19 protein-coding genes are annotated in these 20,328 nt (G+C 71.6%); 14 read left to right on the forward strand and 5 right to left on the reverse strand.

The window, feature by feature from the left end; genetic code table 11:
- Positions 1–112: 112 nt before the first annotated feature.
- A complete protein-coding gene (locus F6J85_RS00200) occupies positions 113–562 on the reverse strand; it encodes a GNAT family N-acetyltransferase (protein WP_150923338.1) in 450 nt (149 codons plus the stop codon).
- Positions 563–858: 296 nt separating this feature from the next.
- On the opposite strand from F6J85_RS00200, the gene F6J85_RS00205 reads away from it, so the two are divergent.
- The gene (locus F6J85_RS00205) at positions 859–1,065 is read left to right on the forward strand and encodes a cold-shock protein (RefSeq protein WP_135062416.1); all 207 of its coding nucleotides are present in this window, start codon (positions 859–861) and stop codon (positions 1,063–1,065) included.
- A 33-nt stretch (positions 1,066–1,098) separates the two neighbouring features.
- On the opposite strand, the gene F6J85_RS00210 is transcribed toward F6J85_RS00205, so the two are convergent.
- The 3 genes from F6J85_RS00210 to nucS are packed head-to-tail and all read right to left on the reverse strand — an operon-like array spanning position 1,099 to position 4,637.
- Complete coding sequence (locus F6J85_RS00210) at positions 1,099–3,159, reverse strand: bifunctional lysylphosphatidylglycerol flippase/synthetase MprF (protein ID WP_150923339.1); 2,061 nt, start codon at positions 3,157–3,159, stop codon at positions 1,099–1,101.
- A 39-nt stretch (positions 3,160–3,198) separates the two neighbouring features.
- Entirely contained in the window at positions 3,199–3,882 is a 684-nt protein-coding gene (locus tag F6J85_RS00215; RefSeq protein ID WP_150923340.1) for an HAD hydrolase-like protein, read from the reverse strand.
- Between the two features lie 59 nt (positions 3,883–3,941).
- Positions 3,942–4,637, reverse strand: coding sequence for an endonuclease NucS (gene nucS / locus F6J85_RS00220; protein ID WP_150923341.1), 696 nt, complete (start codon positions 4,635–4,637; stop codon positions 3,942–3,944).
- Between the two features lie 201 nt (positions 4,638–4,838).
- Here nucS and F6J85_RS00225 point away from each other — a divergent pair, with 201 nt between their 5' ends.
- Genes F6J85_RS00225 through F6J85_RS00250 form a run of 6 tightly spaced genes read left to right on the forward strand, consistent with a single transcriptional unit; the run spans position 4,839 to position 11,458 of the window.
- Positions 4,839–5,645, forward strand: coding sequence for a tryptophan synthase subunit alpha (locus F6J85_RS00225; protein WP_150921767.1), 807 nt, complete (start codon positions 4,839–4,841; stop codon positions 5,643–5,645).
- The gene (locus F6J85_RS00230; RefSeq protein ID WP_150923342.1) at positions 5,642–6,484 is read left to right on the forward strand and encodes a GntR family transcriptional regulator; all 843 of its coding nucleotides are present in this window, start codon (positions 5,642–5,644) and stop codon (positions 6,482–6,484) included. Before F6J85_RS00225 ends, F6J85_RS00230 begins: the two co-directional genes overlap by 4 nt.
- A 23-nt stretch (positions 6,485–6,507) precedes the next feature.
- The gene (locus F6J85_RS00235) at positions 6,508–8,013 is read left to right on the forward strand and encodes a sugar ABC transporter ATP-binding protein (protein WP_150923343.1); all 1,506 of its coding nucleotides are present in this window, start codon (positions 6,508–6,510) and stop codon (positions 8,011–8,013) included.
- On the forward strand, positions 8,013–8,993 hold the full coding sequence (locus F6J85_RS00240) for an ABC transporter permease (RefSeq protein ID WP_202980854.1): 981 nt from the start codon (positions 8,013–8,015) through the stop codon (positions 8,991–8,993). Before F6J85_RS00235 ends, F6J85_RS00240 begins: the two co-directional genes overlap by 1 nt.
- Before the next feature lies 1 nt (position 8,994).
- A complete protein-coding gene (locus F6J85_RS00245) occupies positions 8,995–10,488 on the forward strand; it encodes a xylulokinase (protein ID WP_150923344.1) in 1,494 nt (497 codons plus the stop codon).
- A gap of 40 nt (positions 10,489–10,528) precedes the next feature.
- The gene (locus F6J85_RS00250; protein ID WP_191640047.1) at positions 10,529–11,458 is read left to right on the forward strand and encodes a sugar ABC transporter substrate-binding protein; all 930 of its coding nucleotides are present in this window, start codon (positions 10,529–10,531) and stop codon (positions 11,456–11,458) included.
- Between the two features lie 75 nt (positions 11,459–11,533).
- On the opposite strand, the gene F6J85_RS00255 is transcribed toward F6J85_RS00250, so the two are convergent.
- Complete coding sequence (locus F6J85_RS00255; protein ID WP_150923345.1) at positions 11,534–12,793, reverse strand: MFS transporter; 1,260 nt, start codon at positions 12,791–12,793, stop codon at positions 11,534–11,536.
- 47 nt (positions 12,794–12,840) lie between these two features.
- On the opposite strand from F6J85_RS00255, the gene F6J85_RS00260 reads away from it, so the two are divergent.
- The 7 genes from F6J85_RS00260 to mnhG all read left to right on the forward strand — a co-directional run bounded on the left by F6J85_RS00260 (position 12,841) and on the right by mnhG (position 20,315).
- The gene (locus tag F6J85_RS00260) at positions 12,841–13,896 is read left to right on the forward strand and encodes a substrate-binding domain-containing protein (RefSeq protein WP_150923346.1); all 1,056 of its coding nucleotides are present in this window, start codon (positions 12,841–12,843) and stop codon (positions 13,894–13,896) included.
- Positions 13,897–14,023: 127 nt separating this feature from the next.
- The gene (locus F6J85_RS00265) at positions 14,024–16,963 is read left to right on the forward strand and encodes a Na+/H+ antiporter subunit A (protein ID WP_150923347.1); all 2,940 of its coding nucleotides are present in this window, start codon (positions 14,024–14,026) and stop codon (positions 16,961–16,963) included.
- A complete protein-coding gene (locus F6J85_RS00270; RefSeq protein ID WP_150923348.1) occupies positions 16,960–17,505 on the forward strand; it encodes a Na(+)/H(+) antiporter subunit C in 546 nt (181 codons plus the stop codon). Before F6J85_RS00265 ends, F6J85_RS00270 begins: the two co-directional genes overlap by 4 nt.
- Positions 17,502–19,058, forward strand: coding sequence for a Na+/H+ antiporter subunit D (locus F6J85_RS00275; protein ID WP_150923349.1), 1,557 nt, complete (start codon positions 17,502–17,504; stop codon positions 19,056–19,058). The genes F6J85_RS00270 and F6J85_RS00275 overlap by 4 nt, the downstream gene beginning before the upstream one ends.
- Complete coding sequence (locus tag F6J85_RS00280; protein ID WP_150923350.1) at positions 19,055–19,651, forward strand: Na+/H+ antiporter subunit E; 597 nt, start codon at positions 19,055–19,057, stop codon at positions 19,649–19,651. The genes F6J85_RS00275 and F6J85_RS00280 overlap by 4 nt, the downstream gene beginning before the upstream one ends.
- On the forward strand, positions 19,648–19,917 hold the full coding sequence (locus F6J85_RS00285; RefSeq protein WP_150920614.1) for an MrpF/PhaF family protein: 270 nt from the start codon (positions 19,648–19,650) through the stop codon (positions 19,915–19,917). Before F6J85_RS00280 ends, F6J85_RS00285 begins: the two co-directional genes overlap by 4 nt.
- On the forward strand, positions 19,914–20,315 hold the full coding sequence (mnhG, locus tag F6J85_RS00290) for a monovalent cation/H(+) antiporter subunit G (RefSeq protein ID WP_150923351.1): 402 nt from the start codon (positions 19,914–19,916) through the stop codon (positions 20,313–20,315). The genes F6J85_RS00285 and mnhG overlap by 4 nt, the downstream gene beginning before the upstream one ends.
- The last annotated feature ends 13 nt before the right edge of the window (positions 20,316–20,328 follow it).

Raw genomic sequence — 20,328 nt, forward strand, 5'->3', positions numbered from 1 at the left:
GCACCTCGAGCCGGCCCAGACCTCCCACGTCGACGAGACATTCCGGCCCGACCCGCTGCGCCTCCCGCCACCGGATGACACGACGGATTCTGCCGACCGCGGCCGGTGAGGGCTATTCGAGCGTCGGCGGAAGCACGTAGCGGAGGGGGCGGCCGGCGGATGGCGTCACCTCGGTGAAGCCGATCCGTTCGAGCATCGCCTCCGGCGGCGCCTCGGATGCGGACACCCGCGCGTACAGCGGCCGCTCGGGTTCGAGGGCCGCGAGCAGACGCACGGCGTCGGCGCCCACCCCGCGGCCGCGAGCGTGAGAGGCGATCCACCACGCCACTTCGCGCTCGCCGTCGAGGGTGTACGCGGCCGCCGCCCCGGCGAACCCGCCGCTCTCGGTCACGACCAGGATCGTGGCATCCGGGTCGGCGCGCCGGCGGGCCACCCACTGGTCGAGCCCCTCCCGATCGGCAGCGTCCACACCGGGCGGAGCGACCTCGTCCGGGTCACTCAGAAGTGCACCGACGGCGTCCAGATCGTCGTCGTCGAGGTCGCGCAGATCGATGTGGGCCACGCCGACACCCTACGAAGGGAAAGCCGGCGATACGAGTTTGCCCTTGGCTATCGCGTTGGCCGGGGTGATGTCAGTAGAGTGAGGGCAGCCGCGCTCTGCGCGGCCTATCCGGGGGGATCCGTCGACGCCCGGGCTTTGAGCTTCTGGCTCGGCCCGGGCGTCGTATGGTTAACGGCTTCGCCGCCTCTGACGGCGTGCAACGTTTCTGTCACCACCCCGTGACGCGGGCGCTTGCGAGCGTTAGCGTGGGATTCCCACGGCGCACAAGGGCGCCGGCAAGAACAGAACGGCATGCAATGAGCACCCAGGGCACGGTCAAGTGGTTCAACTCGGAGAAGGGGTTCGGTTTCATCGCGCCCGATGAGGGCGGCGCGGATGTGTTCGCCCACTACACGGCGATCGAGGCGTCGGGCTACCGCTCGCTGGAAGAGAATCAGCGAGTCGAGTTCGAGATCGCGCAGGGCCCCAAGGGCCTGCAGGCGGAGAACATCCGCCCGATCTGATCGCTGAAACGGCCGCCTCCGCCGGCGGTCGGGTCAGTGTTCGCCGCGCACGAGCTCGCGCCCGGCGTCGGCGAACTGCCGCAGCGTCGCGGTCGGCAGGTACGCGCGCGTGAGCGCGGCGGCGATCCGGGTGAGGTCGGCCTCGTCGCGGTAGAGCAGGTACATCTGCTCATAGCGCGGCTGGAACTTCTGCTTGAAGCGGTGCAGCGAGGCGAACCCATACACCGGTTCGATCAGATCCGCGACCCACGTGGTGACGTCCGCGATCGCGCCAGAGCCCGGCGGATGCGTGAGCGGGGCCCCCGACAGCGACAGGATCTCGGCGCCCTCCTCCGCGAACAGGGCGGCGGACGAACCGATGAGGTACTCCATCACGGGGCCGAATCCGCCCGGGCGGCGGCGCATGAGGTCGAGGGTCCACCCCCGTACGCGCCCCTCGCCGTAGACCGGCAGCCAGGACAGGAAGCCGTCGACGTCGCCCACGGGGGAGACGGCGAGGGCCACCCGCACCTCCGGGTCGGCCGCCTCCTGCAGCGTCCCGAGGGTGAACCCCATCTCCGGCAGGCCCTTCTCGGCCACCCAGCTCTCCGAGATCGCCCGCAGCTGCTGCTGGATGCCCCACGGCTCGTCGCGCAGCCGCGTCATCCGGAACTGCATCCCCTCGCGGCCCGCGCGGTTCAGCGACGTGCGCACATCGCCCCACGCCTTGCCGGTGAACCGGAGGCCGGGCAGGTCGACGATCGTGTCGTCGGCCACGACGAGACTCCGCCACCCCCGTGGCACGGCGGCGCGGGTGGCCTCGCCGGCACTGAAGAAGCACGGGACGAGCCCGGCTCGCTCGGCGTCGGCGATGAACACCGTCACCGCGTCGGCACGGGATGCGGCGGGCCCGAGCGGATCCGCCAGCGCCAGGGCGACACCGACCCTGCGCTGATACGCCACGATGCCGCCGCCGGCGCGCGCGTAGTCGTTGCCGTCCCACGTCGTCATCCACGACAGCGTGCCGCCGCCGTGCCGGCGGATCTCCGACTTCACCTCGTCGGTGGTGGGGCGCGCACCCTGGCCGATGTGGGCCGTGCGCCGCGCCCGGAACGCGCCGCGGACGAGGATGAGGTAGCCCAGCGCCATCGCCGCCAGCACGGAGGTCGCCAGCGCCACGCTCACATCGGCGGAGAGCGCCGCCTCCACCGCATCGACGCCGAGGGCGGAGATCAGGACCATCAGCGCCACACCGAACAGCACGTTGACGGTGGTCAGCACGACGCTGACCACCCACGCCCAGCGCCGGCCCCGCCGCATCCCCCGCGCGACCACGATGACCACCACGACGTCGACGACGACATCGACCCAGGATGTCGCCAGAGGAGCGGTGCGGCCGAACGGACCGTTCGTCGGCACGAGGAGCGTCACGATCTGGATCGCGCCGAGACCCAGCATGATCACGAACGCGATGAGGCGCTGCTCGCGCACGGTCACCCGCTGGGGACGCAGCGACCGGTCCACGGCCAGCACGAGGGCCACGCCGAGGAGATGCTCGAGATCGGCGAGCGAGCCCGAGAACAGCAGCAAGAGGAGGACGATCGTCACCAGGAGGACCCACGCCCGCAGGCGCCACGGCGGGGCGAACAGGCTGACCGCCGCGGCGATGCAGGCCATCGTGCCGCCCGAGGGCCCCGCATCCAGAGCCGCCGCCTGCTCCTGCGCCCACGGCCACGCCAGCATCGCGCACAGCCACAGCAGCAGCATGGTCCCCAGGACCGCGAACACCTGGCCGACCGCGAAGTAGGTCAGCGCGACACGCGATCCGCGCCGGTACTCCAGGTGCGCCATGCCCGCGAATCCGGTGAGGGCGACGGCGTACACCCACGGGCGGGCGAGGAAGAACGATCCCGTCAGGGGCGTCCACCAACGGCCTGCCTCCAGCGCGGGCACGCCGTAGGCGATGCCCTCCCACAGGGGGGAGTCGATGAGGGGCGACCACAGTCCCTGTGTCACGACGCCGCCGGCGGTGACGACGGCCACCAGCACGAGCGTGGCGGGGATGCGTCCGGCGAGATGCCGGATGCGGATCGCCCAGCTCGGCTGCTCGCCCATGCGCCCCACCCTACGGCCGGGGTGGGTGCCGGGGCCCGGCTATGCCGGGGAGTCGGGAAGCAGGAGCAGGCCGGCCAGTTCGTGGGCGTCGTCGACCGCGGCCTGCGCGCCGTCGGCCTCGTGCGGCCAGCTGAATCCCCAGCGCACGAAGATGACCGGCACGCCGTGCTCGGCGGCGCCCTCGATGTCGTGGTGGCGGTCGCCGACGAGGACGGGGCGGCTGATGTCGACCCCGGCCGCGGACAGGCGCCGCAGCGCCTCGGCGACGATGTCGGATTTCGCACTGAGGGTGCGCTCATCCGGTGTGGCGCCCACCACGGCGGTGAAGTACGGGGTGAGTCCGAAGTGGTCCATCAGGGCGGACACCTGCACCTCGGGCTTGGAGCTGGCGGTCGCCTGTGGAACGCCGGCGGCGCCGACGGCCGCGATCACCTCGGCGACCCCGGGGAAGAGCTTCGCGCTCGAGGTGTAGCCCTCGGCCTTGCTCAATCCGCGGTAGAAGGTCACCGCCTCGGTGGACTGTTCCGGGCTCATCCCGACGTTGGTCTGGAACGACTCGAACATGGGCGGACCGATCCAGTGCGCCAGCTCGCCGCGCGTGGGCGGCTGCAGCCCGAAGTGCTCGAGGGTGGTGGTCAGGCGCCGGAGGATCCCCTCGGATGCGTCGACGATGGTGCCGTCCACATCCCAGAGGATGCACGACCAGGGTGAGCGAGTGGGCATGCCCTCCACGCTATCGGCGCTCACCGGCCGCGGCGTCCGGCGGCGGAACGGGCGGCGGATCAGAATAGGCGCGGGGCCCCGGATTCGATGCCCTTCATCTCCGCATAGTCGAGCGTGAGACAGCGGATGCCGCGGTCGGTGGCCAGAACGCGGGCCTGCGGCTTGATCTCCTGGGCCGCGAACACGCCGGTCACGGGAGCGAGATGCGGGTCGCGGCCGAGCAGCTCGAGGTAGCGCGTGAGCTGCTCGACGCCGTCGATGTCGCCACGGCGCTTGATCTCCACGGCGATCGTGCCGCCGTCGGGATTGCGCAGCAGCAGGTCGACCGGCCCGATCGCGGTCGGGTACTCGCGGCGCACGAGCGTCAGGCCGTCGCCGACGAGGGCGACCTGTTCGGCGAGGAGGCGCTGCAGGTCGGCTTCCACGCCGTCTTTGACCAGGCCCGGGTCCACGCCGAGGTCGTGGGAGGTGTCGTGCAGGATCTCGTGGATGCGCACGAGCAGCGCATCGCCCGACTTGGCGTGAGTGACGCGCCAGCGCTGGATGACGCCGTCATCGAGGTCGGCCGCATCCGGCTCCTCGGCCGTGAGCGTGCAGGGCGGGCTCATCCAGTTCAGCGGCTTGTACGACCCGCCGTCGGAGTGCACCAGGAGGCTGCCGTCGCCCTTGTGCACGAGCAGCCGGGTAGCCAGGGGGAGGTGCGCGTTGAGCCGCCCGGTGTAGTGGACGGAGCAGCGGGCGATGACGAGACGCACCCGTCGAGCCTAACCGCCTCACCGAGAGTGCATCACCTCGGCGAAAGTGCACCGGATTCGATGCACTTTCGCCGGGTTGATGCACTTTCGCGGAATGGGGTGGGGATGCTGCGAGCAAGGGCAAGCGCGTGGGTTTGGCGCGCGGCGGCGCGGACCCCTACTGTGTTCTAGTCATCTAGAAGAGTTCGATGAGGAGCATCCGTGGCCAACCGCCTGAGACGCCGGCTGACGCAGGCACGCGCCGAGCGCCGCGGCATCCTGATGGGCTTCCTGCCCGCCGGCTACCCCGACCCCGACCGCTTCCGCCTCGCCGCCGGTGCGGCATTCGAGGCGGGACTGGACGCGCTGGAAGTGAGCATGCCCGGGCCAGCGCCAGCGCTGGATGGCCCGCTCATCCAGGCGGCGGCCCTGCAGGCCTCGCACCACCTCGGCTCCATCGCGGAGGCGCTCGAACTCGCCGCGTCCAGCCGCCGCGACCCGGGGGACTCGATCATCGCCCTCGCGTACGCCCGCACGCTGGAGCGCCTTCCCGCCGACGAGTTCCTCGACGCGCTCGCCGCCGCCGACATCGACGGCGTGCTGCTGCCGCAGCATCCCGTCGCCGAGCAGCTCGAGATCGGGGCCCGGGCGCGAGAGCGCGGCATCGAGCCGGTGATCTTCCTGCACCTGCAGGAGGATCTCGCGCTGCTGTCGTCGGGCGTCTTCCCGGACCCCTTCATCTACCTGCAGTCCGCCGAGGGACAGACCGGCGGCCGCTTCAATGCGGCCAAGGCCGCCGAGCGACTCGGCGAACTCGCCGAGGCCTTCGGCGAGCGGCCGTACGGCGTGTGCGTCGGGTTCGGTGTGCGCGGGCACGAGGAGGTGCAGCGGCTCATGGTCGCCGGCGCCGACGGCGCGATCATCGGCACGCGCCTGGTCGCCGCCGCGAACGAGGGTCCGGAGCCGGTGGCGGCGATCGTCGACGAGGTGGCCCCCATCCTCGTACGCCGGGACGAGGCGCGCGCATGAGTGACCGGACGCCGTGGAGCCCGCAGCGGATCTCCTTCAGCCGCAACGACGGCCTGCCGAAGTACCTCGCGATCGCGCGGGCGCTGGCGCTGGCGATCACCGAGGAGGAGCTCACCGCCGGCGAGACCCTGCCCTCGCAGAAGGAACTGGCCGAGAGCTTCGGCGTGACGGTCATGACCGTGCGCCAGGCGGTGCAGACCCTCACCGACCAGGGCCTGCTCAGTACCGAGCAGGGCAAGGGCACGTACGTGCGCAGCCGCCCGTACCGCCTGGAGATGGGGCCGCTGGCAAGCTTCGCGGCGCAGATCGCCGCTTCGGGCCGGACGCTGCGCACCGAGGTGCTCGGCTACGCCGCGATCGAGGTGTCGCCCCTGGAGCAGCGCCGGATGGCCCTTCCCACGCGTGAGGCGTTCGAGCTCGTGCGCCTGCGCTACGTCGACGGCGAACCCCTCATCCTGCAGACGTCCCTGCTGCCGCCGGCCATCGCCGCGGGGATCGAGGTGTCTACGCTGGCGACGCGCTCGCTGTACGAGGTGCTCTCCACCGACCTCGGCATCCGCATCGACCGCGCGACCGAGACGGTTCAGGCCACGAACCTCGACGCCGAATCGGCGGGCCTCCTGCAGCGTGCCGAAGGGGAGGCCGCCCTGCTGTCGGCCCGCCTCACCCTGAGCGCCGACGGCGCCGCGGTGGTGGATGACCGCGCCCTGACCGCCGGCGACAGCGTCGTGGTCTCGGCCGAGCGCCGCGCGAACGAGCCGGGCCTGGAGCTCGTGCTCTCCAGCGATGCGCCCATGATCGCCGACGAATCCACGCCGTTCGTACGCGGCGGTCGCTGACGACCGCCGGGAACAGGAAGACCATGACCCCCACTCTCACGGCCGCACCGGTGCTCGCCACGCGCGGCCTCAGCAAGGACTACGGCCCCGTCCGCGTCGTCTCCGACCTGACGCTGGAATTCCACGCCGGCAGCATCCACGCCCTCCTCGGCGAGAACGGCGCGGGGAAGTCGACGCTCATCAAGATGCTCGCCGGGGTGATCACGCCCAGCGAGGGCGAGGTCGTCATCGACGGTGCACCCGCGGTATTGCGCTCGGTGCGCGACGGGCAGTCGCGCGGGGTCGTCGCGCTGCCGCAGGAGCTCACGCTCGTGCCCACCCTGGGTGCGGCCGAGAACATCTTCCTCGGCACGCGCCGAGGCGGCATCCCCGGGATCGTCGATCGCCGCCGCCTCGACCGCGACGCCGGCGCGCTCCTGGAACGTCTCGGCCAGTCGCTGCCGCTGAACGTGCCGGTGGGGGAGCTCTCGGCCGTGCAGCAGACGATGATCGCCCTCGCCCGCGCGCTCGCGCGGGATGCGCGCGTGCTGATCCTGGACGAACCGACCGCGGCACTCACCGACACCGAGACCGAGCAGCTGTTCGTCGTGCTCCGCGCCCTCCGCGACGGCGGGACGGCGATCCTGTACGTCTCGCATCGCCTCGAGGAGGTGTTCGCCCTCGCCGACACCGCCACCGTGATGCGCAACGGCCGGCACGTGTGGACCAAGCCGATCGCGCAGACCGACACCGACGACGTGGTGTCGGCGATGATCGGGCGCGAGCACGGGCAGGTCTACCCGGCCAGGGCCGGGACGGCCGGTCCCGTGCTGCTGGCCGTGGAAGACCTCGGCGGCCACACCCTCCGCGGAGTCAGCCTGCAGGCGCGCTCCGGGCGCGTGCTCGGCATCGCGGGCCTGGCCGGGGCCGGGCGCAGCGAGCTGCTGAAGATCATCGCCGGCGCCGAGCGCGCGCAGACGGGGCGCGTGCTCCTGGACGGTGACGACGTGACCCGCCGGGGGCTGGCGCGGTCGATGGATGCGGGCATCGCCTACGTGCCGGAGGAGCGCCGCAGCCAGGGGCTCGTCATGACGCACTCCATCCAGGCCAACATCGCCCTCGGCAACCTCCGTGCGCTGAGCGTGGCGGGCGTGGCATCCTCCCGGCGCGAGCGCGAAGCGGCCGAGCGCGGCCGCACCGACCTGCAGATCAAGACGACATCGGTGAGCCAGCCCGTGGAGGAGCTTTCCGGCGGCAACCAGCAGAAGGTCGTCCTGGCCAAATATCTCCAGCGGCGGCCCCGCGTGCTGTTGCTGGACGAGCCCACCCGCGGCATCGACATCGGCACGAAGGCCGAGATCTATCAGCTCATCCGCCGTCTGGCCGACGAGGGCGTCGCGGTCGTGGTCGTCTCCAGCGAGATCCCCGAACTGCTGGGGCTCGCCGACGAGATCGCCGTGCTGCACGAGGGCCGGCTCACCGGCATCGCCGACCCCGCCGCATCCACCGAAGAATCCATCCTCCACCTCTGCTACAGGAAGCCCGAATGATGTCCACGACCACTCCGCAGGCGCCCGCCGCCGGAACGCGCGGCGCAGCGCTGCCGGCCCGCCTCGCCTCCTACGGCACCCTGCTCGGCCTGCTCGCCCTCATCGTGCTGTTCGCGGTACTCAAGCCGCAGGTGTTCCTCACACCGGTGAACTTCACCAACATCCTCGAGCAGCTCGCGATCCTCGCCATGATCGCCGCCGTGCAGACGGTCGTCATGGTCGTCGGCGACTTCGACCTGTCGGTCGGATCGCTCGCGAGCCTCGTCGGCGTCATCACCGCCCAGCTCCTGGTGGGCGGGATGGATCCGCTGGTGGCGGTCGGACTGGGGCTGCTCACCGGGCTGGCCGCCGGTGCGATCAACGGATTCCTCGTGGCCTACCTGGGTCTGTCGGCGTTCATCGCGACCCTCGCCACGATGACCTCGTTCACGGGCTTGGCGCTGCTGCTGTCCAACGGCGCCACCGTCTTCGGCCTCCCGGAGGGTTTCGTGTGGCTCGGTCAGGGGCGGGTGGGCCCGGTTCCCGTTCCGGTCATCGTCGCGGTCATCCTCGTGCTGCTGGTGTGGTTCGCGCTGTCCAAGACCGTACTCGGGCGCAGCTGGTACGCCGTGGGCGGCAACGCGGAGGCGGCGCGACTGTCGGGCGTGAACACCAAGCTCGTGCGCTTCTCCGCGTTCGTCGTGGCCGGTTTCGGCGCGGCGCTGGCGGGCATCGTGCTGACCGCGCGGCTGGCATCGGGTCACCCCACCGCGGCCGACCCGCTCATGCTGTCCTCGATCGCCGCCGTCTTCCTCGGCATCACCCTCTCCCGGGCCGGCCAGCCCACCGTCGGCGGCACCGTCGTGGGCCTGGGCATCGTCGGCGTGCTCAACAACGGCCTGAACATCCTGCAGGTCAACAGCTACGTGCAGCAGGTTCTCACCGGCGTGATCATCGTCCTGGCCGTGAGCCTCAGCCGCCTGAGCCGGAAGCGGCGCTGACATGACCCTGATCGCGGGCCTGGACATCGGCACGTCGAGCGTCAAGCTCGCCGTGCTGACGTCCGAGGGAGCGGTGATCGCGCGGGCCACCGCGTCGTACGACACCGTCCACGGCGCCGGCGGCATCATCGAGCAGCGCCCCGAGGACTGGTGGGATGCGGCGTGCCGTGCGCTCGCCGACACCGGCATGGCCCACCGCATCGACGCCCTCGGCGTCACAGGGCAGATGCAGGACCTCATTGTCATCGGCGCCGACGGCCGGTCGCTGCGCCCCGCGCTGCTGTACTCCGACACGCGCGCGGGCGCCCAGCATGAGCGGCTGCGCGCGAGCATCCCCGAGTGGGAGCGGCGCACGGGCAACCACCAGGACCTCACGAACGTCGCCGCGAAGCTCGCGTGGCTCGTCGAGCACGAACCGCGTGTCCTCCCGGAGGCGGCGCAGCTGTTCTTCGGCGCCGCGGGCTACCTGGCGTGGCGCGCGGGGGGCCGGGCGACGTGCGACGTGACGACCGCGTCGACGACCGGACTGCTCGACATCGACGCGCGCACATGGCTCGGCGACGCCATCGAGGCATCCGGCGCACCCGCCGACCGCTTCCCCGCTCTTGTGGGCGCCGAGCCCGGCGACGCACTGGCCGGGACCGTCTCGCCCGCGGCCGCCGCCCAGCTCGGCGTGCGGGCGGGCATCCCCGTCGCCGTCGCCACCGGAGACGCCGGCTCGGCCACCGACGGCCTGGTCGGATCCACCCCCGGCGACGCGTACCTGTACCTCGGCACCACCGGGTGGCTCGCGGGCGTGACCGCCGGCGCACCGGCCGAACCCTCGCCCATCCACTCCCTCGTGCTCCCCGGATGGCACCACCGCCTGCGCATCGGCGCCGTGCAGTCGGCCGGATCGGCGGCGGCGTGGGCGCGGCGCACGTTCTTCCCCGACAGCGACTTCGCCGCCGTGGAGGCAGCCGTAGCCGATCGCGTCGGCGACCTCTCCGCCCGCCCGCTGTGCCTTCCGGGGCTCGCGGGGGAGCGCACGCCGGTGCGCGACGGGCACTTCCGTGGCGCTTTCGTCGGCGTGACGGAGGCCACGGATGCCGCCGACCACTACCTCGCGGTGCTCACCGGCGTCGCGATGGGTCTTCGCCACGCGGCCGAGGCGATGCAGATCCACCAGACCCGCATCCCCGCCGTCGGGGGTGCGGTCGCCTCGCCGGCGTGGCGGCAGATCCTCGCCGACGTCTTCGACGCGACGATCGTCACGGGTGACGCGGAAGACCCGGGATGCGTGTCGGCGGCACGCGCCGCCGCCGAGGCGACAGGGCTGGGTGGCCGCATCCGGCCACTGCTGGCACCGGGCGCCGTCGTAGAGGAGACCCACCCGGGTCCCGCCCGCAGCGGCTACGGGCGCCTGCTGGCAGCGCACCGCGAGCTCTACCCGGCTCTCGCGGGGACATTCCACGCCCTCGCGGGGATGTCGCCGCAAGCGCTGCCCGACGAGTGATCCCACTCGCGCACCGATCTCATCCATGAAAGGGAAGACAATGAAGTTGAACAGAACCCTCGCGGCCCTGACCGTGACCGCCGTGGCCGGCCTCGGCCTCACCGCATGCGCAGGCGGTGCGGAGGCGGGCGACGGCGGTGACGGGGTCACCGTCACCGTGGTCACGCCGTACCTGGCCAACGCCGCGACGAAAGAGGCGATCGACCTCTTCACCGCGGAGGGCGAGGAGCGCGGCTGGACGGTCTCGGTCGTCGACACCGCCGGCGACATGAACAAGCTCAACAGCGCGTTCCAGGACGCCGCGGCCCAGCAGCCCGACGCCATCGTTCTCGGCACGGGCGACCCGACGCAGATCTCGCTGGGGTTGAAGGCCGCCGCCGACGCCGACGTGCCGGTGTTCGCGATCGATGCCGGCGCGGCCGATGGCATCGCCGCGAACGTCACGAGCGACAACGTCGATCTCGGGCAGCAGAGCGCCAATGCCCTCATCGAGGCGATGGGCGGCTCCGGATCGGTCGTCATGCTCACCCACGACCCGCACCCCGGCGTGCGTGCGCGCGCCGAGGGCGCCCGCGAGGTGTTCCAGGCGGCGGGCATCGAGATCGTCGAGGAGAAGCACGTCAACGTTCCCGGACCGGTGGATGACGCGCGAACCTCGGTACAGGACGTCATCTCCGCCCGGGGCGGCGACGTCACCGGCATCTGGGGCGGCTGGGACGAGCCGGCCCTCGGGGCCGTGCAGGCGCTGCAGGCCGCCGGGGTCAGCGACATCCCGGTGGTCGGGGTGGACGGTCAGGACTTCGCGCTCGCCGAGATCGAGAAGGGCGGACCGTTCGTCGCCACCGTCAAGCAGGACTGGGCGGCGATCGTCGTTCAGGTGGCCGACCTCATCGGCGACTACGTCGAGGACGGCACCGAGCCCGAGCAGGGCCAGTACGAACTGCCGGGGACCCTGGTCACCCAGCCCTGACGATACCCACTGCGCACCGCACGATGCCCCGGCCCGACGGCCGGGGCATCGTGCGTGCCGCTGTGCGACGCCCGGTCAGCGCTCGGACGGGCGGGAACGCGAGGGCGCGCCGACGGGCGCGTCGGCGGATGCGACCGCCAGCGGGCGCGCGGCGGAGGAGAACAGGCCCGACAGCACGATCAGGACGACGATCACCAGCAGGGTGTTCAGCAGTCCCACGTTCTCGCTGATGAAGCCGAGGATCGGCGGTCCGCACAGGAACGCGACGTAGCCGATCGTCGCGGCGGCGCTCACACGCGCGGGCGCCTTCTCCGGGTCGTCCGCGGCCGCCGACATCCCCAGCGGGAATCCCAGCGACGCGCCCGCGCCCCACAGGGCGGCCCCGAGGAAGACGAGGGGGAGGGTGGGGGCGAAGATGAACAGGAGGAGCCCCGCCGCGGCGGTGAAGGCGAGCGTGCGCAGCACCGCCACGCGTCCCACCCGATCCACGAGCGGTCCCCCGAGCACCCGGACGACGGTCATCGCGACCGAGAAGACGGTGAGCGCGGCCGCCCCGAGCGCCTCGTCCGCGCCGTGGTCCTCGACCACCGCGAGCGGCATCCAGTCGTTGGCGCCGCCCTCCGCGAACGCCATGCCCAGCATGATGACGCCGAGCGCGTACGTGCGCGGCTCGCGCCACGCGCTGACGGCGACGAGGACGCGCTCGCGCCACGGCGGGCGCGCGGCCGGGGCGGCATCCACGCCGGCATCCTCCCGCGCGGGGATGCCGGCGACGCTGACCAGCGCGAGGAGCACGATCACTGCGCCCATGAGGCCGGTGTGGGCGACCACGGTGATCTCGAGAGCCGCCGCCACCACCCCCAGCCCTGCGCCGATCACGGTGCCGAAGCTGAAGAAGGCGTGGAACAGCGGCAGCAGCGTGCGGCCGCTGGACTTCTCGATCGCGGCGCCCTGGACGTTCATCATGACGTCGACCGCGCCGTTGCCGAACCCGAAGAGCGCGAGACCGACCAGCACCACGGGGTAGGAGGACAGCAGGTCGGTGCCGATGCCGATGGTCGCGACGCCGATGCCGACGATCACGAGGGCCGTCAGCATCCCGCGCCGTGCTCCCGCCCGGGCCAGGACGATCGGCGCGATCGACAGGCCGATGATCGAGGCGATCCCCGCGCCCAGGAGCAGCAGGCCGACCGCGATGTTGTCGATCTCCAGCCCCGACTTGATCGCCGGCACGCGAGAGGCCCACGTGGCGATGCTCAAGCCGCTGGCCAGGAAGATGGCGAAGATCGCGGCGCGCCAGCGCACGAGCTGAGATCGGGTGGGGGCGTGGGCCATGCGGACAGGCTACCGAATCGATTCGACGCGCGCGGTACGATCACGACATGAGTGCGCGCCGAGCTACCATCGCCGACGTCGCCCGCGGGGCGGGGGTATCGCCCTCGACCGCCTCGGTGGTCTTCAGCGGACGGGCGCCGGTCACCGATGCGACGCGACAGCGCGTGATCGAGGCCGCCGAGCGCCTGGGCTACACCGGTCCCGACCCGCGGGCCGCGTCGCTTCGGCGGGGGAGCTCGGGAATCGTCGGAGTCGTCGTCGGCGCGCGCCTGGGAGCGGTCTTCTCCGATCCGGTCACCCGGCTCCAGATGGACGGCCTGGCCGAGGGTCTCGCCGGCGTCGGTGCCGGCTTGCTCCTGCTGCAGGACAGCGGCGGGGATGCGGCCGGGCCGTCGCTTCTGACGACCCCCCTGGACGCGGCCGTCCTCGTGGGCTGCAGCGCGCGGATGCGCGAGTCGCTGCAGGTGCTGCGCGCCCGAGACGTGCCGGTCGTGGTCATCGAGGGAGACGGCGGCGCCGGCGTGCCGCAGATCAGGCTCGACAACCGCGAGGCGCAACGCGAGCTCGCCGCCCACCTGGCCGGCCTCGGGCACCGTGACGTCGCGATCCTGACGCTGCCGACGTCGGCGGGCCGCCCGCCGGGGTGGCTGGATGCCGCAGCGGAGGGGCAGATCCAGGTCGATGTCGCCGCCGACCGCCTCGCGGGAGCGCGAGAGGTCTACCCCGATGCGCCGGCCTACGCCGCCGGGGCCAGCCTCATCGACGAGGGCCTGGCGGCGGGCAGGGTGCTCCTGGCCGACCCCGCCGCCCGCCCCACCGCGGTCATCGCCCAGAGCGACCTCCTCGCCGCGGGCGTCGTGCGCGCTGCGGAGGAGAGAGGCCTGCGGGTTCCGCACGACCTCAGCGTCACCGGGTTCGACGGCGTCGTCGTGGACGGGCTCTCGCCGTACGAGCTGTCCACGGCGGTGCAGCCCGCGGCCGAGAAGGGACGTGCCGCCGGTCGCGCGGTCGCCGCGATGCTGGCGGGATCGCCCGCCGAGACCCTGCGGCTGACGTGCACGTTCCACGCGGGGAACACGACGGGCCCCGCGCCGGCACGCTGACGCCGGGCGGCAGCGGCGGCGCCGGGCCGAAGAGCCCCCCGGACCGGGCGACCGCCCGCGCCACGTAGAATGGTCGGGACACCCCGAGACCCCCGGCATCCTGCCTGTCGACCCCGAGGAGGGCGAAGTGCTGCCGCTCCTTGGCGCGTTCTTCCTCGTCCCGCTGCTGCTGCCGTGGCTCGTGAAGGTCCTCGGCGCCCGCGCCTTCTACGTCGCGGCGCTGCTGCCGGTCGGTGCGTTCGTGCACGCGGCGATGTCGACGGCCGCGGTCAGGGACGGGAACATTCCGTTCGAGACATATGAGTGGATCCCCGCCCTCGGCATCCAGATCTCGATGCGGATGGACACGCTGAGCTGGGTGCTCGCGCTCATCGTGACGGGTGTCGGCGCGCTCGTGATGTTCTACTGCCGGTGGTACTTCCGCGGGAAGACGCAGGGCGTCGGGCTGTTCTCAGCCGTGCTGCTCGCCTTCGCCGGAGCAATGTACGGTCTCGTCCTCACCGACGACATCGTGCTGCTGGTGATGTTCTGGGAGGTCACGAGCATCCTGTCGTACCTGCTCATCGGCTTCTACCACGTGCGCGGCGCCAGCAGGCGCGCGGCCCTGCAGGCGCTGCTGGTCACCACGATCGGCGGGCTCGTCATGCTCGTGGGCGTCGTGTTGCTGGTCGTGGAGACGGGCACGACGAGTCTGTCCGCCATCCTGGAGCTGGCCCCCACCGGAGCCACCGTCGACGCCGCGCTCGTGCTGCTGCTGGTCGGGGCGCTGAGCAAGTCGGCGATCTTCCCCTTCCACTTCTGGCTGCCCGGCGCGATGGCCGCCCCCACCCCGGTCAGCGCGTATCTGCACGCGGCGGCGATGGTCAAGGCCGGTATCTACCTCATCGCCCGCTTCGCCCCGGTCTTCGCCTTCGCCGCCCCCTGGCGCCCCATCGTCATCGCCCTCGGCGTCTTCACGATGCTTCTGGGCGGATTCCAGGCGCTGCGCGAGAGCGACCTCAAGCGCGTGCTCGCCTTCGGCACGGTCAGCCAGCTGGGATTCCTCACCATCGTGCTCGGCTACGGCACGCAGGAGGCGGCGCTGGCAGGGCTCGCGCTGCTGCTCTCGCACGCATTGTTCAAGTCGTCGCTCTTCCTGGTCGTCGGCGTCATCGACCGTCAGCTGAACACGCGTGACATCGGCGAGCTCAGCGGCGTCGGCCGTCAGGCGCCGGTGCTGGCGACCTTCTCCGCGATCGCCGTCGCGTGCATGGCCGGAGTCATCCCCACGATCGGGTTCGTCGCCAAGGAGGGAGTGCTCGCCGCGCTCCTGGAGGAGGCCCTGCACGGCGGTGCGTGGGCGCTGGTGGCCCTGCTGGGGGTCGTCCTCGGCTCGATCCTGACGGCCGCATACGGACTGCGCTTCCTGTGGGGCGCATTCGCCACCAAGCGTGACGCCGCCGGCGCCCGCCGCGAACGCACCGAATGGCCCGATCCGCCGCTGGGCTTCCTGGGCGCCCCCGTGGTGCTCTCGACCCTCACCGTCGTCGCGGGCATCGCGACGCCCTGGGTGGACGCAGTGCTGCAGCCGTACGCCCGCACGGCGGCGGCCGCCACCCCCGGCCTCGCCGCGCCCGAGAGCACGCCGCACCTCGCGCTGTGGCACGGATTCGAGCCTGTCCTGTGGATCTCTCTGGGCACGATCGTGCTGGGTGTCGGGGTGTTCCTGATCACAGCGCGCAAGAGCCGGTTCACCACGATGCGGATGCTGCCGTTCACGGCCACCGACGTCTACAACGCCACCATCCGTGCGATCGCCCGCCTGGCGGTGTTCACCACGTCGCTCACCCAGCGCGGATCGCTCCCGGTGTACGTCGGGACGATCTTCGTCGTCTTCGTGGCGGCGGAGGGGACGGCGCTGCTGTCCTCCCCGACGTGGCGCGCCGACCTCGCCGCGTGGCAGACGCCGGTGCAGCTGGCGGTGGCCCCCGTGATGATCGCAGCGGGCCTGCTGGCCGTCAGCGCCCGCAAGCGGTACACCGGCGTCGTCCTGGTCTCGGTCACGGGTCTGGGAATGGTCGTGCTCTTCGCCACGAGCGGGGCGCCGGACCTCGCCCTCACCCAGATCCTCGTCGAAACGGTGACCCTCGTCGCCTTCGCCCTGGTGCTGCGCCGCATCCCGGCCCGCATGGGCGAGCACAACGCCTCGGTGTGGCCCATCGCGCGTGCCGTGCTGGCCACCGCCGTCGGAGTGACGATGGCCCTCGTGGCGATCGTGGCCACCAGCGCGCGCGTGGAACGGCCGATCTCGGACTCGTGGCCGATGCTGGCCTATGAGATCGGGCACGGGCAGAACGTCGTCAACGTCGCGCTGGTCGACCTGCGCGGCTGGGACACCATGGGGGAGCTGTCGGTCCTGATCCTCGCGGCCACCGGCGTCGCCTCGCTCGTGTTCGTCACCCACCGCGCCGACACGCTGTCGGATTTCACCGCGCCGCTGCCCCGCCTGCGTCGCCGCGTGCGCTCGCCGCTCGTGGAGACGGACGAGGGGCCGCGCGCACCGACGCCGGATACGCGCCACCAGCCGCAGACGTGGCTGCTGGGCGGTCAGAAGGTGCGCCCCGAGAACCGGTCGATCGTGCTCGAGGTCATCGTGCGCGTGCTGTTCCACTCGATCGTCATCGTGTCGCTCTACCTGCTGTTCGCCGGTCACAACCTCCCCGGCGGCGGCTTCGCCGGCGGCCTGGTGGCAGGGATGGCGCTGGTCATGCGGTACGTCGCGGGCGGGCGCTACGAGCTCGGCGCCGCCGCCCCCGCCGACGCCGGCCGTCTGCTGGGGGCGGGCATGACCCTCGCGGCGGCGTGCGCGGTCGTGCCGCTGTTCTTCGGTGAGGCGCCGCTGACCAGCGCGTTCATCGAGACCGAGCTCCCCCTGATCGGACACGTCGAGTTCGTCACCTCCACGATCTTCGATGTCGGCGTCTACCTCGTGGTGATCGGACTCGTGCTCGATGTGCTCCGCAGCCTCGGGGCCGAGGTCGACCGCCAGAGCCAGGAGCTGCGCGACCGCGAGGGGGTGTCCGTATGACCGCGTCGCTCGTGCTCATCGTGATCATGGCCGTGCTCTTCGCCGCGGGCGTGTACGCCATGCTCGAACGCAGCCTCACGCGCGTGCTCATCGGGTTCCTGCTGCTGGGCAACGCGGCCAACCTGCTGCTGCTGATCGTGATGGGTGAGCCCGGAGCGGCACCGTTCTACGGCGAATCCGACGGCCCGGATGCGGTGTCCGACCCACTCCCGCAGGCGCTGACCCTCACGGCGATCGTCATCACCTTCGCCGTGTCGGCGTTCCTGCTCGCCCTCATCTACCGCTCGTGGCAGCTCGGGCAGGCCGACACCGTGCAGGACGACGCCGAGGACATCGCCATCCGCGAACGTCCCACCGACGAAGACGCCATGGATGTCGAGGTCGAGGAGGAGGACGACGACGCCACGACCGACTTCGTGGGAACCGAGGCCGCCCCGATCCGCCTGCTGCGCAGCGACGACGTGAACGCCATCCGTGACGACGCCCCCGCCGACCGGCCCTACCGCCGCACGCGTTCGGACGAGGACGGTGACGACCGATGAGCACGCTGGTTCCGCTGCTGGTCACCCTGCCGCTGCTGGGCGCGGGGATGGCGCTCATCGCCGGTCGCCACCGCAAGACGCAGGTGGCGGTGTCTGTGACGACCCTGAGCGCGACGCTGGCGATCGCCCTGGTGCTGCTGTTCGCCGTCGACGCCTCCGACCAGCCCCTCGCGGTGTCGGTGGGCGGCTGGCCGATCCCGCTGGGCATCGTGCTGTACGTGGACCGCCTGGCCGCCCTCCTGGTCGTCATCTCCAGCGTCGTGCTGCTGGCGGTGCTGCTGTTCTCGGTCGGACAGGGGGCCGCCGACGGAGACGACGACACCCCGGTGTCGATCTTCCATCCCTCGTACCTGATCCTGTCGGCGGGCATCTTCACCGCATTCATCGCCGGTGACCTGTTCAATCTCTACGTCGGCTTCGAGATCCTGCTCGTGGCGTCGTACGTGCTCATCACGCTCGGCAGCACCGAGTCGCGCATCCGCACCGGCGTGGTCTACATCGTGGTGTCGCTGGTGTCGTCGATCCTCTTCCTGGCCGCCATCGCGATGATCTACGGCGCGCTGGGCACCGTGAACATGGCACAGCTGTCGGATCGGATGGGCGAGCTGCCGCCGGACGTGCAGCTCGTGCTGCACCTCATGCTGCTGCTGGCATTCAGCATCAAGGCGGCCGTCTTCCCGCTGTCGTTCTGGCTGCCCGACTCGTACCCGACGGCGCCCGCGCCCGTCACGGCGGTGTTCGCCGGCCTGCTGACGAAGGTCGGCGTGTACGCGCTGATCCGCACCGAGACGCAGATCTTCCGCGACAGCGACGTCAACTTCATGCTCATGATCGTGGCGCTGGCCACCATGATCGTCGGCGTGCTCGGCGCCCTCGCACAGGCCGAGCTCAAACGCATCCTGTCGTTCACCCTCGTCAGCCACATCGGCTACATGGTGTTCGGGCTGGCGATCGCCACCGAGGCGGCCATCGGCGCGACGATCTACTACACCGTCCACCACATCGTCGTGCAGACGACGCTGTTCCTGGCGATCGGGCTGATCGAGCGCCGGGCGGGGAGCACGTCGATCCTGCGCGTGCGCGGCCTCATGCGCGCCGCTCCCGTCATCGCGGTGCTGTACTTCATCCCCGCGATCAACCTCGGCGGGCTGCCGCCCTTCTCGGGCTTCATCGGCAAGTACGGCCTGTTCGACGCCGCCGCCGAGGTCGGCACGCCCATCATGATCGTGCTGATCGTGGGCGGCATCGTCACGTCGCTGCTGACGCTGTACGCGCTCATGCGGGCGTGGAACCTGGCGTTCTGGCGCGAGGAGGAGGACTCGGCCGAGACCGAGGCCCGCATCGGCTACCTCGGCTCGGCTCCCGCCGCCGGCGTGCAGACCGAGCGGCGCGTCATCCCGCGCATCATGACCGCCGCGACGGCCGGGATGGTGGTGGTCACCCTGGCGCTGACGGTGTTCGCCGGGCCGCTCTACGCGGTGTGCGCGCGCGTGGGGGCGACCCTGCTGGAGCCGATCTCCGTCGTCCAGGTCGAGCAGGGGGTCGAGGAATGAGGCGCGACGCCCGCACCCTCCTGCACCTGCTGTGGCGGCAGCTGCCCTTCTTCGTGTGGCTGATCGCACTGTGGATGCTGCTGTGGGGACAGTTCACCGTGGTGTCCTTCCTGACCGGCCTCGTCGCCGCGATCGCGGTGACACGCGTCTTCCGGCTTCCGCCCGTGCAGCTGTCGGGTCGGCTGAACTTCTGGTACGGCCTGGTGTTCGTCGTGACGTTCCTCACCGACGTCGTGCGGGGATCGCTCATCGTGGCCGCGCAGGTGCTGGACTTCCGCCGTCAGCCGGGCGCGGCGATCATCGCCGTGCCGCTGCGCACCGACGACGACCTGATCATGACCCACGTCGGGGTCACCGCCTCCCTCATCCCCGGTTCACTCATCGTGGAGGCCGACCGGGATCGCCGCATCCTCTACCTCCACGTGATCGGGGTGCGCTCGGACGCGGACGTCGAGAAGCAGCGCGCGGCGGTGCTGCTGTTCGAGCGGCGCATCGTGCGCGCGGTCGGCTCGCGCGCGCAGCTGGCCCAGGTGGAGGCGGCCACGGACACCCGGCGGACGGCACCGCCCGCCCCGATGGGAGGTGTCGCATGAACGTCGTGCTGATCGCGATCTTCGTCGTCTTCACCGTCGCGGCGATCCTGACGCTGTGGCGCATCGTCATCGGCCCCTCGATCCTCGACCGTGCCGTGGCATCGGACGTGCTGCTGACCGAGGTGCTGTGCGTGCTGGGCGCGGAGATGGCGATCAACCAGCACACGCGCTCCCTGCCGATCATGCTCATCATCGCGGCCGTCGGCGTGTTCGGCTCCGTCTCCATCGCGCGCTTCGTCGCGAGGAAGGACAACACCGGCCGATGAGCACCCTCGCCGCCCTGGGCGCCGATGCCGCCGCCACGCCGCTCCAGGCGTGGCTGGACGGCATCGCGCTCGTCCTCATCCTCTTCGGCGCGCTGCTGTGCCTGGTCGCCGGAATCGGCGTGCTGCGGTTCCGCGACGTGCCGGCGCGCCTGCACGCGGCCACGAAGCCGCAGGTGCTCGGGCTCGTGGTGATCTGCCTCGCGATCGCGCTGTCGCTGCGGTCGTGGCCGGTGGTGGCCTTCCTCGTGCCCGTCGTGCTCTTCCAGCTGGCCACGGCTCCGCTGTCGGCGCACATGGTGGGGCGTCAGGCCTACCGCAACGAGACGATCGACCGCGCGAGCCTGTACGTCGACGAGCTGCGCGGCGAGAAGGAGACCCCGCCCGCCTCCGGCGGCTGACCCGGCGGGCTGC

This window comes from Microbacterium lushaniae (assembly GCF_008727775.1).
Lineage (GTDB): Bacteria > Actinomycetota > Actinomycetes > Actinomycetales > Microbacteriaceae > Microbacterium > Microbacterium lushaniae.

Excerpts from the sequence above, each read along its gene's own strand:
- F6J85_RS00260 (WP_150923346.1), top strand. The coding sequence starts at position 12,841 with ATGAGTGCGCGCCGAGCTACCATCGCCGACGTCGCCCGCGGGGCGGGG.
- F6J85_RS00235 (WP_150923343.1), top strand. The coding sequence starts at position 6,508 with ATGACCCCCACTCTCACGGCCGCACCGGTGCTCGCCACGCGCGGCCTC.
- F6J85_RS00245 (WP_150923344.1), top strand. The coding sequence starts at position 8,995 with ATGACCCTGATCGCGGGCCTGGACATCGGCACGTCGAGCGTCAAGCTC.
- F6J85_RS00255 (WP_150923345.1), bottom strand. The coding sequence starts at position 12,793 with ATGGCCCACGCCCCCACCCGATCTCAGCTCGTGCGCTGGCGCGCCGCG.
- F6J85_RS00280 (WP_150923350.1), top strand. The coding sequence starts at position 19,055 with ATGAGGCGCGACGCCCGCACCCTCCTGCACCTGCTGTGGCGGCAGCTG.
- F6J85_RS00240 (WP_202980854.1), top strand. The coding sequence starts at position 8,013 with ATGTCCACGACCACTCCGCAGGCGCCCGCCGCCGGAACGCGCGGCGCA.
- F6J85_RS00275 (WP_150923349.1), top strand. The coding sequence starts at position 17,502 with ATGAGCACGCTGGTTCCGCTGCTGGTCACCCTGCCGCTGCTGGGCGCG.
- F6J85_RS00230 (WP_150923342.1), top strand. The coding sequence starts at position 5,642 with ATGAGTGACCGGACGCCGTGGAGCCCGCAGCGGATCTCCTTCAGCCGC.
- F6J85_RS00250 (WP_191640047.1), top strand. The coding sequence starts at position 10,529 with ATGAAGTTGAACAGAACCCTCGCGGCCCTGACCGTGACCGCCGTGGCC.
- F6J85_RS00285 (WP_150920614.1), top strand. The coding sequence starts at position 19,648 with ATGAACGTCGTGCTGATCGCGATCTTCGTCGTCTTCACCGTCGCGGCG.
- mnhG (WP_150923351.1), top strand. The coding sequence starts at position 19,914 with ATGAGCACCCTCGCCGCCCTGGGCGCCGATGCCGCCGCCACGCCGCTC.
- F6J85_RS00205 (WP_135062416.1), top strand. The coding sequence starts at position 859 with ATGAGCACCCAGGGCACGGTCAAGTGGTTCAACTCGGAGAAGGGGTTC.
- F6J85_RS00210 (WP_150923339.1), bottom strand. The coding sequence starts at position 3,159 with ATGGGCGAGCAGCCGAGCTGGGCGATCCGCATCCGGCATCTCGCCGGA.
- F6J85_RS00215 (WP_150923340.1), bottom strand. The coding sequence starts at position 3,882 with ATGCCCACTCGCTCACCCTGGTCGTGCATCCTCTGGGATGTGGACGGC.
- F6J85_RS00270 (WP_150923348.1), top strand. The coding sequence starts at position 16,960 with ATGACCGCGTCGCTCGTGCTCATCGTGATCATGGCCGTGCTCTTCGCC.